We start from the raw sequence: 17,967 nt of genomic DNA, 5'->3' as shown, positions 1-17,967 counted from the left end.
GGCGAACAATTTGGTTGTCAGCGTGAGCCGCCGAGGCAACTGTCATGACAACGCCGTGGCCGAGAGCTTTTTCCAGTTTCTAAAGCGGGAGCGGATAATGCGGAAAATCTACGCCACGCGGCAAGATGCTCGTAGTGATGTGTTCGATTACATCAAGAGGTTCTACAACGCAAAACGCCGCCATGGTTTCAACAGTCAGTTGGCACCGGTAGAGTTTGAAAAGCGTTACGCAAAGAGCTTGCAAGATGCCTAGAGAATCCGGGGCGATTCAGACCCAACCTGTTCCTCGCGGACCATTGCCTTTGTTGGATTTGTACAGAGTTGGAGGTGGGTCAGTTTTGTGTCAGCACGTGGGTAAATTCGGCGTCGGCGTCAACAGTTCGAGTTGCCGGCGTGAGCGACCGGCGTAGGCAGCCAGTTGCAGCAACTCAAGCGGCTCTTCGAGGTTGGCATCCATGAGTTTCACGACCTCGCGTAACGGCGCGCTCAGACAAACGTTTTCAGTTGGTTTTACGCGTCGATAGCGCGACTCTTCGAAAGCAAGGATGTCCTCAATACCCTCGACGAGAGCCTTATCGTGGAGACCCTTGATCCAGTCCAGCGCCATATGAAATGCCCCGGAAGGACTTGAAGCCGTGAGCCGGTCTTTGTCAATGACATAGGGCTCACTGCTGACCTGGGTAGACTTACAAAACTCAGCGAGTGCGGGGTGATGTTCTGGGTGAACTGCACAACGGTAACCATCAAGTAAACCTGCGCGGCCCAGAAACCAAGCGCCATTCCACAACCCGGCAAGGATGACACCCCGTTCGGCAGCTACTTTTAGGATATGGAGAAACTCGTCCGTGGCCTTGAGCTCTGTCCTGTAGCCGCCGCAAATGACAAGCAGATCCAAACCTCTAACTATTGAGCAGTAAATCTGGGCATCTGGGCGAATGATCAGCCCCAAATCGCTGACAACCTCTCCATCGTTCAAGCCGAACGTTCGGGAAGCAAATAAATCAGGCCTTAGCAGATTGGCAGTGACAATCGTGTCCAGCACTTGAGTGAATGCAGGAAGCGAAAAATACTCGAGCAGAAGAAATCCTGCCCGAACAGTTTGCCTGGTTTCGCCGATGTGCTCATTCAGATAGCGGAGGTTTTTACCCCTCATGCCTCCGCTGAATTGGCGTCGTTCAATCAACGTCCGCCCCCTGATCAGGCAAGCTGAAAGCCGTAACGTAACGGGTCTTTGTCATCAACATTATCTTCAGCGGCTGCAAAGCAACTAAGCCCCAGAAAATCGTATGCCCCCTATCTATTGAGAAGAAGCCATGCAACATCGTCGTTAACAGGACTCACGCTCAACCAGGGGGCATGCAACCCTGTGAATCGTGGTTTCGTTCCTGCCTTCAATCACATACTCGGCAGCGCGACGCCCCATCTCGTAATACGGCAATTGCACCGTACTCAGCGGTGGATAGAACAACTCGGCAACACCGATCATATTGTCGTAGCCCAGAACCGCCACCTCGGCCGGAATACGCAATCCGCGACTGAGTAAAAACTGATAGGCGACCAACGCGATGCGGTCGTTACCACAAATAAGCAGATCGAATGCCGGTCTTCCTTTTAGCCGCCACAATTGGTTCTCCAGCACTCCAATCGTTTCCTGATAGGCGTCATCGGTCGACAGGTTGTATTGAGGAACATCGTCCGCGGACATCCCGGCCTCTGCGAGGGCACGACGCAATCCCAGCTGGCGCTGTTCCCAGGCCAGGCTGGCTTGCGGCAGGTTGATGCACAGCGGATGCCGGTAGCCTCGTTTCAGCACCTGTCGCACGGCCTGATACTGACCGTCCGCGTCGTCGGGCACGTAACAGGCCACGCCGGGTTCTGAACTCATGCAATTACTCAGCACCAGCGGCAGGCTGCGCAGCACCGGAGGGATCTCCACAGTGCGTAACTGCATGGCGCTGAAAATGATCCCGTCGGGTTGATGGGACAGCATCAGGTCGATGGTCTGCTGACTCGGCGGCGCTTCGAACACGTTGAGGATGAAAACGTTCCAGCCGTTTTCTCGTGCCGTGCGCTCCATTGAAAGGAGCATTTCCACGGCGAAGGGGGTTGTCGCGGTATCCAGCGCGAAGACGCCAATGGTCTTGCCACTGGAGTGACCACCACGGATCTTGCGAGCAGAAAGGCTGGGGACATAGCCCAAGGCCTCGACCGCTTGACGAACTTTCGCCAGGGTTTCCTGGTTCAGTTTTTCCGGGGTGTTGAGCGCCCTGGAAACGGTCATGAAGGAAACCCCCGCCAGCCGTGCGACATCTTTAACTGAAGCCATTCGCGGGTGCCCTTGCTTGTCTGGCCGGGCATCATGTCATGCTTGATAAAAGCATGACAACACGATGCCTGGCAGCAGACTGCATGAATGGCACTTCAGGTGTATTCAGAGTTGGAGATCGGAGAGGTTCCAGACAGAAGTTTCCCCGAACACCCCTACCCCATTGACTGCAAAAGCGCTGACCTGGAGGCTTTCGGGCCGTGGATAAATCCGGCTGGTAAGGCTATAGGCGCCATCGTCGACGAACACCTCGATGGAAGAGCGATCGAGAAAAATCCGCAGGGCAATCCGCGTTTGCTCGACAGTCACCGGGACGCTGCGAACACCGCTCACGCCCGTTCCCGAGTTTTGCCGGTCGAGAACCAGTCGGCGGGCCATGGCATCGAAATACAACAATGTCCGCTCCTGCTGGTCTTCGCTGCAGCGCAGCGCCAGGCCAAAACGCTCAGCGTTGCTGCCGGCCAGATCCAGTTCAAGCTCAAACTCTAGCAGGGCACCACGTACATCAAGTGTATGGCTGCGGGATTCAACCGCGCCGATCTGCAGCGTCCGTCGTGACGTCCTTAGCGCTGCCAACTCCCGGGCCGGACGCATGCGCAGCCGTTCGCCGTCGCGGCTCAGCTCGCGGGGCAACGACAGCGCGCCACTCCAGTGTTGCGCCTGACTCGGCATCGGGCTGTCCCACATATCCATCCACGCCCACAACAGGCGGCGCCCGTCCGGCGCCAGCAGGGTTTGCGCGGCATAGAAATCGTGACCGTGATCGAGTTCGCGCAGCTTACCGCACTCACTGAAGCACCCTGTGTCGCCTAGCAGGCCCATTCGATAGCTGTTCTGGAACTTGTTCCAGTTGTCGTAGCGACTGGGCTTCAGACCTTGCGGCGAATAGAGAAAAACGTCGCAGCCATCGAACTCAAACAGCTCCGGACATTCCCACATGTAGCCGTCCGGCTCGCGCTGACCTTGCAGGGCACAACTCAGATACTCTCAGTGATGCAGGTCCTCGGAGCGATAGAGCAAGAGTTGCGGGTCGTCGCCTTGACGAGCGCCAAGCGCCATCCACCACTGCCCGCCTCGCTGCCAGACTTTTGGGTCGCGAAAATGCATGATCTCCAGATCGGGCGGTGTTTCGATCACCGGCCCGAGCTTGGTAAAGGTAATGCCATCCGTACTGCTGGCCAGGCATTGGACCTGGTGAATGCTCTGGTCATCGCCCGGTTCCCCCAACCAGGTGTGCCCGGTATAGATCAGATAAAGCGTATCGTCCGCGACCACCGCCGATCCTGAAAAACACCCGTCCCGATCGTAAGCATCGCTGGGTGCCAGTGCTATGGGCAGATGCTCCCAATGCACCAGGTCGCGGCTCTTGGCGTGCCCCCAATGCATCGGCCCCCACTGCACAGAGTAAGGATGATGCTGGTAGAACACATGGTATTCACCGCGAAAAAAAACCAGTCCATTCGGGTCATTCATCCATCCCGCCGGCGGCGACCAGTGATATCCAAGGCGATATTCGTTACCGCGTTCGGGTAGTTTTTTTCGATGGCGCGATGTGCTTCGCCCAGCAGTGCAGCGTGCATGGCTTGGTCCTTTCTAGGGTTCGTAACGAGTGGCAGATTGAGCAATGGCAGGGAGCTCCAGCGATTCGGCAACCTTGGCTTGGGAGGGTTTTCGGACCGGGTCCGTGCGCAACAGGTTCCATGACAGCAGCAGGCAACCACCGACCAGGCCAGCCATCAGCACGTAAACGCTCGAAAACCCAATATGGTCGTAGCCGTAGCCCACGAGCGGCGACAGCAGCATTGCGGTCAATTGCTGGGCGAACTGGAATCCCACCAGATAGATAGAGGCGGACAACCTGGAATCGAAGTTGAACGAAATGTATTTGAATATCGAGTCCAGCAGTATTGGCACTTCCAAAGCGTGCAACATCTTGCAGGCAGCGATGGTCCAGGCCTCCGTTGCCAACCCGGAGCCAAGAATACGCACGAACATGATGCTGCCGGCCATGATCAATCCGTATTTAGCGCCCGTGCGGCTGACCACCCAGGGGGCGAATAGCATCAATACCGCCTCGACGAGTACCTGGGATGAATTCAGGTAGCCGTAGGCTCGGGTGCCCTCCTCTGGGGTGGGGAAAAACGAGGAGAAATACACCGGAAACTGCTGTTCGTAGATCATGTAGATCCCACACACACCGGTCAGGTACAAGCTGAATGCCCAGAAACGCGGCAGTGTCAGTAATGTCCAAAGATCGTGCAGGCGTACGGGCTTGGCGGCTTCCTCACCGGTTTGCACTTTTGGTTGGTTGAACCTGCTCAAATCCAGTCGGAACAGGATTAGCAAGAACACGACGCCGGCAGTGCTGCTCATGTAAAACGCGATGTCCGGGTCAATGTTGAAGACCACGCCGACAATGCCTGTCGCGCTAGCCCAGCCCAGCGACCCCCACATTCTGGTGGTTCCGAACTCGAAGCCGGCGTGACGCGAAAGTCGCTCCGTGTAGGACTCGATCACGCCCACCCCCGCAAGCATCGCCAGCGCCAGGAAAGCCGCGCCGACCACGGCGCCCAACACCACGTTCTGAGCCAGCAGGTTGGCATATACGTAAATCGCAAACGGGGCGGCGGCACAGAGCAGGATGCCAATCCACACCAGCAGCTTTTTGGACAGCCCAAGTCGGTCTTGAAGAGCGCCATAGAACGGCTGAATCAGCAGTGCCGCAATTGCGTTGGCCGCGAAAATAAATCCGGTTTCCGTGCCATTCAGGCCAATGACTCGATGAAGCCAGATCGAGAACAGCGAATAGCTGGATGACCACGAAAAGAAGAAGAAAAACAACAAACCACTGATAAGCCAGTACTCACGTTTGACTGCAAGCTGCATGTGATGACCCTCTAGTTTTTATTTGAGTTAACGTTAACATCGCGCCGCATTACGCATCCCCAAACAGTTCGCTGTCAAGTGGAGCGCAGTGCAAAAGGCGCTGATATCGCGCAGGACGATCCAGCAGAAGCCCCAGCCCGACTGGAGCCGGGGATATGTTCGAAAGGTGTTTGCAGTACCCGAATACAAAAAAAGAGGGTTATTTATGCGTTCTGAGGTTTACCGGTCTTTGGCTGGATTTTCCTTGCTGGTTCTCTCCACGTAACTGTTCGCCGCGCCGGCGCAAAGCATCGAAGAGCGTCTTGCCAGACTTGAAGCCAGGACCTCCTCCGCCGAAGCCCGAGCCTCGATGGCCGAGGCCGACGCAGCGCGATTGCGCCAGAAAGTCGAACACCTCAACCAGTAAATCACTGGCAGGCTGCCGACGCTTGCACAAACCGCCCTCGACCAACGCGTTGCGCGGGTAGAAGCCAATCAACAGTCCCTTCCAGCGACCGTCTCTGCAGCCACTCCGACCGAGCACTTGAGCGATGGCTTCACCTTCGGAGGCTATGCCCGCTCCGGGATCATGAGCAACAAATCAGGTGCCGGTCGCGGCGGCCCTTACGTGACCCCCGCCAGCTCCGTAGGTGGCGCGGTTGGCCATTTGGGCAATGAAGTCGATACCTACATGGAAGCCAAGTTCACCAAGGAGAACCAGGCCGCCAACGGAACACGCTCCAAGTACACGCTGATGCTCGCCGACGGTCTGGAGACGCCCAACGACTGGACCGCGGCGCAAAGGGCGCTCAATGTGCGCAAGGCCTACGCCGAACTTAGTCACCTAACGTCCTTTCAAGACAGCCCCCTACTGCGCGATGCCACCCTGTGGGCGGGCAAGCGCTTTGATCGGGACAATACCCGCCTGAATCAGGACTGGCGCATCGCACAGGCCTTGATAGCCGAGCAGAGCAAGAATCGTTACGTCCCCGGCGACGACTATCGCTACATGACACACAACGTGCGCCTGGCCAACGAACTGACCAGCAACTTGGAAATGCAGTATGAGCTGAGCTGGCAGGCAATGGACCTCAATGCACTGGGCTACGATGGCCGCCAGGCAGCCAAGGGCGACTATTGGAAACTCACCTTCGCCCCGACCTTCAAGGCCCAGACCGGTGACTTTTTCATTCGCCCGGAACTGCGTCTGTTCGCCACCTACATGAACTGGTCCAGCGACCTGGATAACTTCAGCGCAACCGATGATTTTGGTCAGAAGGGCTTCAAGTCCGGCGGCGAGTGGCAATTGGGTGTGCAAATGGAGACTTGGTTCTAGAAGTATTAGGTCGCGCAACAACTTATACGTGAACTGATTGCTAGTTGCTGCACGACCAAAGCCCTACCTGAGTGGCCTCAGACGGTCCTGGCCAATGATTGCCAATTTAACGACTCGATGCTCGAATGCACGGCTTCGTGGGTGTCGGGCGCCGCGCCGACTAGCTCATGATCAAGCTGAAAAGCTTGATCGATATCGCCATCAGCAGCACTAACGTTGCGGAAAGCTTCCTGCTCCAGCACGATCGAGTTCAGGACAAAATATTCATCCACGGCATTCGTTCAGGAGTGCTGAACAGTTGTCAGAAATGTACGTTCGGTGTTTCGCCGAGCGTTCTTGTACTTGTTTTTTTAGGTATTAAGCAGCAACGCACCACAACAATATACGGAGGCTTTCTAGTTAGCGAAAACAGCACCGAAAAGTTGTCGAAACACAGAGGAGAGCCACTCACATTCTGTCCGAGAAGCTGAGCCTCGGACATGTGAATAATGCGTACAACACAAGATTGGCAAATACTCTATAAGGGCTCTGCTGTTTGAATAAGCGAGTTTAACACCAATTTTATTTCAGAAGCCGGGTCTTTATGTCCTTGCAGTATCAACCCTTCCGACAGAGCGGTAAATGTCTTTGCAAGAGTGGCGCATTCCAAAGGAGGCTTCTTGCCTGCATGGCTGAATATAATCGTAATTAACTTGCCCAAGGCCTCACTATTTTCCTGATGCAGAGCGTAGTAATGCGCTGAAAATTCCTCATCGCGCAAGGCAATCAGTTGTAGTTCAGCATCAAGAATTGCACAACTGGCATTATCTTTAAGCGTATCAATATAAGAATTCAACCCATGAGCCAACTCTTCTGATGAATACCCAGCAGCCAGAGTAACACCCAATCGATCGATTTCAACTCGCTTGAACCTCTGGGTTAATTGCAGAAGCAAGTCTGACTTACTTGTAAAGTTTGAAAAAAATGCCCCCTTCGAAAAGCCGGCCCCCTCAGATATAGCATTGACACTGGCGGCATGAAAGCCTTTCCTAACCATAAGATCAGTGGCAGTATCGAACAAATTATCTCTTGTTACTTGCTGACTTTCTTCACGACCCATTCTCTTCTTAATCACACCTTCGGTTCCTTTGGCCAAACAAAAAATATCTATTTGTAACTAAACGCAACAAGCTTGCTATTCACTGAAAAACACGGATCTAACGACTATACCTTATACTAGACCATCTTAATAATTTACATTTAAGCTTTTAAAAAGCGCCATGTAAATGCCATGTATGGGAACGGAGGCGGCGAGATGCACTGCATCGACATGCAGCGCCGGCACTGCAAGCGCTTGCAACTCATAAAGAGGTGTCAACTCCAGCACGCTCAGGCACTTCGGTATCCAGCCTGACGCGTGGCCCACCCGATCGATCGAATCAGCAAGGTTGTCTTGTGACTCCCCCAAGAGGCCGAGGGCGAGCGTCGAAACATTTATTTCAATGGCCTTAATCCTCCCAATCCAGGTGAAACACCCACTGCCGATCAAGCGCTAAGAAGCTGATTTCACTAGCTTTAGGTCAAACTTAGCGACATTATTTCTATGCTCATAACGAAATACCGCTTGATTTTCAGATACCGAATGGTTTTTACTTGCGTCGTTGGTTCAGCCAACACCTGATCAGAGCATCGAGACCACTAGCATCAATCTCAATGCAGCAGCAGGTTACCCCACAGGAGCTGGATTTTAATGGAATATGCCTTTGTTACAGGCGCTACTGGCCTGCTCGGTAATAATTTGGTTCATGCGCTTTTAAAGCGAAATATCAAAGTAAAAGCACTGGTTCGTTCCATAGAGAAAGCCAGGAAGCAGTTCGGCAATTTGCCTGTCGAATTTGTCGAAGGCGACATGCTCAATGTCGACGCCTTCAGCCATGCCCTGCAAGGCTGTGATGCCTTGTTTCATACCGCTGCCTACTTCCGCGACAGTTATAAAGGTGGAAAACACTGGCAGAAACTGTATGACACCAACGTCACCGGGACCGAGCAATTATTGCAAGCCGCCTACGCCGCTGGCATTCGTCGTGCAGTCCATACTTCATCCATTGCCGTATTGAAGGGCAACAAAGATGAAGTGATCGATGAGACGATGTCTCGCAGCGAATCGGATGCTGACGATTACTACTTGAGCAAAATACTGTCCGAGCAAAAAATTCAGGAATTTTTGTTGCAACACCCGGACATGTTCATCGCTATGGTATTACCGGGCTGGATGTTTGGTCCCGGGGATATCGGTCCTACCTCATCAGGACAGTTCCTGCTCGACTTTGTCGGAATGAAATTGCCTGGCGTGTTGCCTGGAAGTTTTTCCGTAGTAGATGCCCGGGATGTGGCGGAACATCAGCTCGCAGCAATCACACGCGGCAGATCCGGAGAACGTTATCTGGCAGCCGGCAATCATATGAACATGAAAAGCATTTTCCAGGCACTCTCCAGTGTCAGCGGCGTAAAAGCTCCGGAGCGAAAAATCCCACTGTTCATGCTGCGAATAATTGCCTTGATGTATGAAGGCTATTACCGAGTTACGAAAAAGCCGGTACTCATCAGCACCTCCACCGTCAAGCTCATAGAGCAAGAGCAAGGGCGCACTCATTTCAGCCATAACAAAAGCCTAGAAGAGCTGGAGTGCAAGTTCCGCCCCGTAGCTGAAACATTGACCGATACCCTGGACTGGTATCGGAAAAACAACTACATAAATGCGTAATTGAAACAATTTATATATAGCCTGCCTCTGTAGTACTTTTTTGTCTAACCATTACTTCAAGGATTGAGAGAGGTTGGTAAATGAAAAGCCTTTCATATAAAGAAGGTTTTCTGCATCGGCTCGTCGGCTTTTCAGAATCTTTCCCGGACCACGTTGCTATCAGAAACCTAGACGCGGAAGATGAGACCGTCACTTACCGTGGATTGCGAATAAAGGCTGAAGAGTGCAACTTTGCACTCAAAAATCTAGGTGTATTACCAGGCGACAAAGTGGCGGTTATTCTACCCAATGGGGTGGAGTTCATCGCTTACTATCTGGCGATCATCGGGCGTGGGGCGACTCCGGTTATCCTCAACTACAAACTGACGCCATTCGAAATGAGCAGCGTCATCAGTATTGCCCGGCCGACGCTGGTCGTGACCACCGAAACGCTATTCGAGCAACATAGCGAGACATTTCAGCCTGCCTACGGCGTTCATCACTCCTTGGTGTTGAACACCGCAAGCGAGCCATCCTCTCACCTGCCCGACAACGCAACGGCTGAATCACGGCTTCCTCGACAGGCAGAACCTTTGTTACTGCCCGAAGGCAATCCGATCGTCTCGGTACAGTTCACGTATAGGGGCACCGGTAAACCTCTGGCCGTTTCTCACCGCTACCTTGACCTGACGCAATCGAGCGATGGGCTGCATGAGCAGTTTCATCTTCAAGGGGTCGGATCCGTTCATCTGGTGACGCTGCCGCTGTATGCCATCTTCGGACTGTCCGTGATGATGGTCTTTCCATTGAGCGTGGGCGCCACCCTGTTAATGACCAACACCCTACTCAATAGGGATCTGGCGGAAGTCTTGTCCCAGCATCAGGTCACCTTTGCCTGTCTGGTGCCTGACGTCATTCGCTACTTCAATACGCGACTGGCCAAACGCAAAGGCGCGCTGTTGCCGATGCACCCACAACTGATGATTTATTCAGGTGGCAGCCATCTACCCGCCGACGAAGCCGAAAAACTGGGAAGGCTGCTGGGGTGCAATCCGGTGCTGCAAGGCTATGGATTGACCGAGAGCATGCCAGTGATAGTCCAGAGTTCGATTGGCAAGGTCCATCGCGGCGCCATGGGGCAGCCGATTCGCAACGTAGAACTGCGGGTCGTCGATGCTCAGGGTCAAGACGTCGCAACTGGGCGTATCGGCGAACTGTTGATACGCGGCTCGATGGTGATTGACGGATATAACGATGCCGCGGACGCCAATGCCCGGTTCTTCCGTGATGGCTGGCTACACACGGGGGATCTGGTCTGGCGGGACGATGATGGACATGTGTTCTTCTATTGCCAACGCCTGCGAATCTCGAAGATTAAAGCGCAAATGGTCGACCTGACCGAAATCGAATCCATTGCCCTGAAGCATCCTGGGGTGGTGCGCGCGAAAGCTTACATCGTCCCTGACAACAAGGAGGTCAACGTATTGCACCTGTGCGTCGAAGGGAGCGGTGACCTGACCCAGAGCGCTATCTCCACCCTGCTCTCGCGCTACCTCTCAGGCTTCAAACTGCCCAGAACCATCGAGATTATCTCTCTCAAGGAAGAGATTCATGCAAGCAAATAGCACACAACCGGTACTGGCCGTTTTCGACTTTGACGGCACTCTGACCGACAGGCATACGTTCTGGCGCTACATGCGTTTTATCGTGGGGACCAAGTCGTTTTGGCTAAGGATCGTTCCCCTGCTGCCCAAAATGCTCAGTGTGATCCTTGGCATCACACCGTTGATGCAGGCGCGCCTGGCGTTCATTGCCTGCTACCTGGGCGGCCTGTCAGTTGAGCAAGAGCGCGAGCATGCCAAGTATTTCATTACCGAACAGCTACCGCTCTGGCTCAGGCCCGAAGCCTTGCGCCGGCTGCAATGGCATCAGTCCATGGGGCATGTCACGGCACTGGTCAGCAACTCGCCGGAGAACTATCTGATTCCCTGGGGACAGGCAGCAGGTTTTGACTATGTATGCGGCACCCGCCTGGCGACGGCGAAGAACAAACTGACCGGCGGGATATCAGGTACCAACTGTGTTGAGAGAGAAAAAGTCACACGGCTGAAAGGCTGTTTGAGCAACCTTGATGACTTTTACATTTATGCCTACGGAGATTCATCAGGTGACGATGCCCTGCTCGGCATTGCCAACTCTCCCTTCTATAGAAACTGGTACTAACAGATGAACACTCTGAACTCGTTGGCACCCAAGCACTTCGGCCCCGGTAACACCCCGACAGTAATGATCGTCGGTGCTGGCCCTATAGGCCTGTCCCTGGCAATCATGCTGAAAAAGTGGGGCGTCTCTTTTCGCATTATTGAAAAGAATGCCGGTCCCTCGACCGCTACCAAGGCAATGGCCATCCATTCCAGAACCCTGGAAATTTTTCGCGATCTGGGTGTTGCCGATCAGGCCATCAGCGACGGGTTCACGATCAACCAGTTTTCGGTGCAGTCGAACGCCAAACGGGTGCTGAACTACAACTTCTCCTACCTGGATACGACCTATCCCCTGCTCCTCAGCCTGCCACAGCCGCAAACAGAAAAGATTCTGCTTGAGCGACTTAACAAGTTGGGGGTGGATGTCGAGTGGAATACCGAACTGGTCGATATAGAAAACCAGCAGGGATCCGTGCGAATGACGCTCCATCATGCGGATGGCAACGACGAATCCTTTTCCAGTCGGTGGGTGGTCGCGTGCGACGGTGCTCGCAGCAACATTAGAAAACGTCTTGAGATGACCTTCGAAGGATCGTCCTATGATCGTTTCTTCATGCTGGCCGATGCCGATATCGAGTGGTCTGGAAGCAAGGACGAAGGGGCTTTCTTCCTGGGTGCGCAGGATGGTTATGTGGCAGTCGCGCCGATCAGCGCCCAGTCCCGTTATCGACTGTTCATCGAGATGCCCTACGACCTGCCACCAGAAGATGAGCGCCCGTCCTTGAGCCTGGAGAACTTTCAGCGGTTGTGCGAAGGACGCGGGCAAAAGATGACGCTGTCCAATATTTCATCGACCACCATTGCCTCCTTTCAACATCGTCGCGTGCAGACGCTGCAACAAGGCTCTGTGTTTCTAGTGGGCGATTCGGCTCATATCGGCAGCCCGATCGGCGGGCAATGGATGAACCTGGGTGTTTCCGAGGCCTACAACCTGGCGTGGAAAATGGCCTATGTCGATCAGGGCCTGGCGGATCAATCACTGCTGGAAAGCTACAACGAAGAACGCTACCCGGTCGCCCTGGAGGTCGAGAACACGGCACACCGACTGACCGCACTGATAACCCTCAGGCATCGCGCCCTCGTTTGGCTGCGCGACAATGTTCTGCCACTGCTGAGCAACAGGCGTAAGGTTCAGCGCAAGTTGCCCACGATGATTTCCGGTCATCAGTACCACTACGGCAAAAGTGACTACATTCAAGAATCGCTGACGAAAAAGCAGCGCATTAATTGGGACAAAAAAGGGGAAAAACCCGAATTCCGGACGTCTGCACCTCGTGCAGGTCAACTGGCTCCCGATGTCGAGTTATGGCAACTGCAAGGTATGCCGCCAAAACGCTTGATTGACTTGTTCCAGGGAACCTTCACGCTGCTTATTTTTAGCGCAGCCGATCAGTTTTCCCCCTTGCTACCGGGCTATTACTCGCTGGCCGAGTCGGTGGAGAAGGATTACCCAGGCATCAAGGCTTATTGCGTCATTGATGCTTTGGGTAGCTCCGAGTTGCCTTTCTGGCACTCAATGTTGTTGGACCCCGATTGGCGGCTGCACAAGCGCTACCATGCCAAAGAAGGCACATTGATGCTGATTCGTCCTGACGGCTACATCGCTTTCCAGGGGGCTGATGCAATCACGCTCTTCACTTATCTGAACGTAAGATCCGGGCTGCTCAAAGGGGCAAGAAAAACAACATCTTCCGAGATCGACGCAGTGGAACTCCAACTTTAAGTCTCTATATGGCTACTGCCTGGTTGCTTCATTGAATGACACAAGGCCCAACCCTAGGCCATGACTTTTGATTTTTTGTTGATAGAAAACATATACCGACTTTGGTTAGGAGAACCTCATGCGCGCCCAACTCAACGATGTTGTGCAGGAATTCATCGTGTCCAATGGAAAAATAGCTCATAGCTATTTCTCTCTTTCAGAAAAAATCATTGATTCACTTTGCGATTCCAATATCGAAAAAGAATCAATATTGATGCGTGTGTTGGAGCAGGCCGAAACTGTCACTGCGCATTACTTCAACGCTCATCAACAAGTCCTGGAAGGCGTTTATGCCCATGGGGTTGAAGCTCCTGTCAATAGAAGCCTGCCCGTCCTGGAGCCCGTACACTCGAACCCGGTAGTGCTGGCATCGGCACCCGTTGCGGAACAACCGCCTGCGCTCAGCTACGGGCAATGGTTGCGCGCCGAAATAAGTTCGGTCACTGGATTCAAAAAGGAACAAATCGACTTCGATCAAAGTTTCGAAAGTCTGGGCATCGACTCCCTGGGGCTGGTCGATATTTTCGAATCCCTGGCTCAGCACTTCCCGGAAAAGAAAGAACTCACTTCGTCGCTCTTTGATGCGCCCTCGCCTACCGTCTTGCTGGCACGGCTTGAAGCCAATCCGCAGGCGCCTGCCGTGAATATCGAAGCATGGGTACTTGAACAACTGGCGAATATTACCGGTTTTACGGTTGACCAGATCGACCAGAAACAAAGCTATGAAAGCCTGGGCCTGGACTCCCTGGTGCAACTGGACTTCCAGGAAGCGATCGTCGCTTTGTGGCCGCAACTCAAGGCCAACAGCACTGAGTTGGTCAACGCTAAGTTTCCACAGGAAACAATCGCACTGATTAAAGTCGCTCTGGCCACCCCAGAATCGACCTCAGTAACGCCCTGCGAAACGCAACCAACAAGCACAACAGCCCCCCAAGAGCAGATAAGCAATCTGCTTTTAAACGCCCTGTCCCCCCTGATCCCCGATGCCACAAATTCGATCGACATCGAGACGCCTTTCGCACAGTTGGGGCTCAGCGGTTTTGCCCGAGAAACACTCTGCCAATCAATGGCGCAACAGTGCCCTGTCAGCGAATTTGCCGGTGAGGCGCTGATGTCGCGTCGTACGCCGCAAGACGCCATGTCGTTGCTGGCAAGACTGGGCTGAGCCACTACAAAAAATGGAATGGAATCCGGGTGATCGCAAAGATCACCCAGCATTTTGACAACCAGGAGAACGGGTATGAGTGGCGCGGTAACGACAGAGGGCGATTTTTGCTTCAGTGCAATGGCTGGGGAGTTTCCCGGGGCACCCTCAACGGATGCGCTTTGGCACTTGCTCTCGCAGGGGCAGGTAGCGCCCATCCATTCGATGCTGACACGCTGGGAGCTGGATAAGGCGTCAATCTATTCAGCAAAGAAAGGGGAAAAGGATCGTACTTATCTGGACAGTGCTTTTTGCCTGGCCGATGACGCATCGACCCCTTCACGCCATGAAGGACGACAAGTCGCCATCGGCAAGAAAGTACTCCAGACACTCCTCACCCAGCTTGCCGCACAAGGCTCGGTATTGATCAAGGAGCGCACTGCGTTGGTGGTCGCGACGTCCTGGAGTGATGAGAGTTACTTCGTCACCGGCGTCTGCGGTACAGCCGATGCACCACGGGGTTATACGCCGGGTGAACAAGTTGCTGAACTGGCGGCGGCTTTTGCCTTGGGTGGCCCTGCGTTATCAGTAGACACCGCCTGCAGTTCGTTCCCCTACGCAATCGATATGGCTCAAGCGCTGGTCAACAGCGGACAGGCGGATAACGCGATTGTGATGGCACTGAACACCGTATTGCCACCGGCGCTGTTTCTGGGGTTCTCGCAGTTGACCGCCTTTTCCTCCCGAGCCCAAATGCAGGCGTTCGGCCAGGACGCTGACGGCATTGTGCCGGGCGAATGTGCGGTCGCCTTTCTGGTCGAGCCTGTATCGCAGGCCCTGATTGCGAAGCGCCGTCCCTTGGGTGTTTTGCGGGCATTGGGACTTTCGGCCGACGGCGCCGAAGGCTCAGTGTTTGCGCCTGGCAAACAGGCTCAGTGCACGGCTTACCAGCGTGCCTATGTCGGTCTTGACCCCAACGACGTGGACTACATCGAGACCCATGGCACCGGTACACCGCTGGGTGATGCGACAGAGCTGGACTCGTTGAACAGCTTCTTCGCCCCTCATCGCACAGATGGCAAAAAGATAATGATCGGTTCGATCAAATCCGTCATTGGTCACCCATTGGCTGCCGCCGGAGGTGCTTCGCTCGCCAAGGCGCTGATGATATTGCGTCACAAAGGTATTCCACCTCAGCCCGACTACCGCCCTAGCGCAAAAGTCGATGAGACCTGCCTGCAGTTAGCCACAGAGCAGGTACAGCCCCTCGCTGATCGTCAGTCGGCGATCCGGGTAGGCATATCCAGCTTTGGTTTTGGCGGCGCCAATGCGCATCTGGTGGTGGATGAGTACATTCCCGACAACCGCCCTCCCGTCCCCCGGGTCGCCCCCGGCGTGCTGATGCTGGACCTTGCCATTGTCGAGGCTGAAGCGGCGATCGGCAGTCATTTCTCGTTGCAGGCTCTCAAGCAACAACTCGATCAGCCAGCAGCACCGTCAGTCAGTTTCCCTTATGGGCGCTTCATTGATTGCGCCGCCATTGCGGGCCAGCCTTTACTGGGAAAATTCCTGGCACAGGATCGCGTCATTGATATCGACGGTTTCGGCATGGGCCCCAAACATCTGGCCCATGTCGACCCGTTCAAGCTGTTGATCACCGATCGCATCAATCATTTACTGCAATGCCTGCCGGGTGTGGCCGGCTCACCCGGCACCGCGATGGTCATGTGCTGCAACATGGGTGGGGAGCGCTTCAGCAATGCGTATAGCGGCGCCCACACGTTCTACTCCCAGGCTCAAGGCAGACCACCGGGTGTGGAGGTGACGGACGTGGCAACCATGTTGCCGAACATGTTGTCCGGCTACCCGGCGAAAATTTTTGACTTCAAAGGTTTCCATCAAACACTGGTCGGCACCCCGGGCTTGTTCTGGCAAACCTTGCTGGCATCGCAGCAATGGTTCAAGGAAGGCGTGACGACGCTCTTGCTCGGTGCAGGGCGTTTTATCAGTGGCGAAATAGAGATCGAACGCGCCCGGCACTCAGCGACACTGCAAGGCGAAGGGTTGGGGGTGATTGCTCTGCGCCCCTACCTACCAAGCTCCAGCGACAAGCCTTTACTGGTGATCCACGCGGCAGTCTTGGCCCATGCCGCGAACTCGCTGGAAGAGGCTTGCCAACTGCTGGGCAAAGCGCGGAGTCAATACCAGAACATTGAAGTCTGCGAGCTGCAGCCTGATGCAACTCATGCAAGCAGCTCACTGCAAGAAATGACCGGTTTCCTGGCTGAAGCCAGTGGCATCGAAACCCTGTTGGCGGTGCTGCTGGGTGCCTCGGCTCACACGGTGATCGAGGTGCGCGAGGCCGGCAAGGCAGTGATGTGGTTATTTACTGAAAAACTTCGGGAGTGGCGCCCGACCGCAGCCGAACCCACCGCTGCCGTCAAGCATCCCTTCACGTTGCGTTTCGCTCACTCGGCGCCCCAGCAATTGCAGAAGGTCATCTCGCCTGCACGCCCTGTCAGCCTGGTCAGGGAGCCGCGACACGACGGCGTCGACGTGCTGGAACTCAGCGAGTTGCTAACCAGCACCCTGCTCTCAGGGCTACGTGTCAGAACTCGCGCCATGGAGGGCCTTTTCGCACTGCACCGTGGCTCTGAAGCCCAGCGCCCCGTGCACTGGCAACGTCGCCCGGAGAATATCGTGATCGCCAACGTCCAGCGTGGCCCTCAGTCACTGCACGCCCAGCTCGTGGTGAATGAAGCGCACCCTTACTTCTTCGACCATCCTCTTGATCACATCCCCGGCATTTTATTGCTCGAAGGCGTGTTGCAACTGATTGAACTCGCCATGCCCCCATTGAGCGGCCGAGTGGCCTATGTCAAAAACCTGAGTATCAAGTTCCAGCAATACGTACAGAAGCAGGGTGCGATTGATCTTCATCTGGAACAAGGCAAAGACCCTCAGGTCTTCAATGCCAAGGTCATGCAGGCCGGAAAGTTGATGTGCACATGCATCCTTGGCATGGCTTACAACTCGGCGTTCGAGACATCGCCCGCCGCCGAGTTCACGGCTGTTCGCTGCCGCGACAAGGCTTTGCTGCACAAGGCCAGAGAAGAAAACATCATCGTCAGTGACATAAGCGGTATCGCCCAGGGTTTGAGCGTAGACACGCTCAAACTGCCGGATGAGCACATCTTCCAGGAGGGCGACCCAGAGCACTATTCGATGGTCTATTTCCTCGAAGTTTCCCGTCAGTGCTACATGCAGATTGCCCACAGCCATCTACGAATCCCACTCAATACCCCGATGAACCTGCTGGCCTTGAGTTTCACTCTCGATCGGCCAATCCCCAGGAACAGCCCGCTGTCGTTGGCACCGCAAGCCGGTTTTGACGCGCAGGATCAGCCCTTCAAAACGAACCGGATCTACATCGACCTGTTCAACCGGGGTGAAAAAATCGGTCAAGCCAGTATTACCGCTCAAGTGCTGAGTCAATCCGCGCCTGCTGCGTGAGGCATTGAGTTGATCTCAAAACTCCAGCATGACAG

11 protein-coding genes and 3 pseudogenes are annotated in these 17,967 nt (G+C 54.6%); 8 read left to right on the top strand and 6 right to left on the bottom strand.

Annotated features, from left to right (window positions below):
• Window positions 1-22 precede the first annotated feature (22 nt).
• Complete coding sequence (locus tag MO767_RS26645) at window positions 23-253, top strand: IS3 family transposase (protein ID WP_282482996.1); 231 nt, start codon at window positions 23-25, stop codon at window positions 251-253.
• Window positions 254-379: 126 nt separating this feature from the next.
• Here MO767_RS26645 and MO767_RS26640 read toward each other — a convergent pair.
• The 4 genes and pseudogenes from MO767_RS26640 to MO767_RS26625 form a co-directional block, all read right to left on the bottom strand.
• Window positions 380-1,153 (bottom strand): annotated as a pseudogene (locus tag MO767_RS26640) (AraC family transcriptional regulator); the annotation flags it as partial.
• Window positions 1,154-1,327: 174 nt separating this feature from the next.
• Window positions 1,328-2,326, bottom strand: a complete 999-nt coding sequence (locus tag MO767_RS26635) for a LacI family DNA-binding transcriptional regulator (protein WP_282482969.1) — start codon at window positions 2,324-2,326, stop codon at window positions 1,328-1,330.
• Window positions 2,327-2,431: 105 nt separating this feature from the next.
• Window positions 2,432-3,906: pseudogene (locus MO767_RS26630) on the bottom strand (glycoside hydrolase family 32 protein).
• 13 nt (window positions 3,907-3,919) lie between these two features.
• Window positions 3,920-5,212: an MFS transporter gene (locus MO767_RS26625; protein ID WP_282482968.1), complete on the bottom strand. Its 1,293-nt coding sequence runs from the start codon at window positions 5,210-5,212 to the stop codon at window positions 3,920-3,922.
• Between the two features lie 265 nt (window positions 5,213-5,477).
• On the opposite strand from MO767_RS26625, the pseudogene MO767_RS26620 reads away from it, so the two are divergent.
• Window positions 5,478-6,527, top strand: a pseudogene (locus tag MO767_RS26620) (carbohydrate porin).
• 77 nt (window positions 6,528-6,604) lie between these two features.
• Here the strand turns inward: MO767_RS26620 and MO767_RS26615 are convergent.
• Window positions 6,605-6,799: a hypothetical protein gene (locus MO767_RS26615; RefSeq protein WP_282482967.1), complete on the bottom strand. Its 195-nt coding sequence runs from the start codon at window positions 6,797-6,799 to the stop codon at window positions 6,605-6,607.
• Window positions 6,800-7,044: 245 nt separating this feature from the next.
• The gene (locus MO767_RS26610; RefSeq protein WP_282482966.1) at window positions 7,045-7,641 is read right to left on the bottom strand and encodes a TetR/AcrR family transcriptional regulator; all 597 of its coding nucleotides are present in this window, start codon (window positions 7,639-7,641) and stop codon (window positions 7,045-7,047) included.
• Window positions 7,642-8,256: 615 nt separating this feature from the next.
• Here MO767_RS26610 and MO767_RS26605 point away from each other — a divergent pair.
• The 6 genes from MO767_RS26605 (at window position 8,257) to MO767_RS26580 (ending at window position 17,932) form a co-directional block, all read left to right on the top strand.
• Window positions 8,257-9,270, top strand: coding sequence for an SDR family oxidoreductase (locus MO767_RS26605; protein ID WP_282482965.1), 1,014 nt, complete (start codon window positions 8,257-8,259; stop codon window positions 9,268-9,270).
• Between the two features lie 80 nt (window positions 9,271-9,350).
• Entirely contained in the window at window positions 9,351-10,874 is a 1,524-nt protein-coding gene (locus MO767_RS26600) for a class I adenylate-forming enzyme family protein (RefSeq protein WP_282482964.1), read from the top strand.
• Window positions 10,861-11,472: an HAD-IB family hydrolase gene (locus tag MO767_RS26595; protein ID WP_201181655.1), complete on the top strand. Its 612-nt coding sequence runs from the start codon at window positions 10,861-10,863 to the stop codon at window positions 11,470-11,472. The genes MO767_RS26600 and MO767_RS26595 overlap by 14 nt, the downstream gene beginning before the upstream one ends.
• Window positions 11,473-11,475: 3 nt before the next feature.
• Entirely contained in the window at window positions 11,476-13,236 is a 1,761-nt protein-coding gene (locus MO767_RS26590; protein ID WP_282482963.1) for an FAD-dependent monooxygenase, read from the top strand.
• A gap of 118 nt (window positions 13,237-13,354) precedes the next feature.
• Complete coding sequence (locus MO767_RS26585) at window positions 13,355-14,440, top strand: acyl carrier protein (RefSeq protein WP_282482962.1); 1,086 nt, start codon at window positions 13,355-13,357, stop codon at window positions 14,438-14,440.
• 75 nt (window positions 14,441-14,515) lie between these two features.
• Window positions 14,516-17,932, top strand: a complete 3,417-nt coding sequence (locus MO767_RS26580) for a beta-ketoacyl synthase N-terminal-like domain-containing protein (RefSeq protein ID WP_282482961.1) — start codon at window positions 14,516-14,518, stop codon at window positions 17,930-17,932.
• Window positions 17,933-17,967: the final 35 nt, after the last annotated feature.

The sequence above is a fragment of the Pseudomonas sp. UYIF39 genome, from assembly GCF_029963765.1.
In the GTDB taxonomy this organism is placed as follows: Bacteria; Pseudomonadota; Gammaproteobacteria; order Pseudomonadales; family Pseudomonadaceae; genus Aquipseudomonas.
Note: the sequence above shows the minus strand (reverse complement) of the source record. Positions and strands in the feature narration are given on the sequence as shown.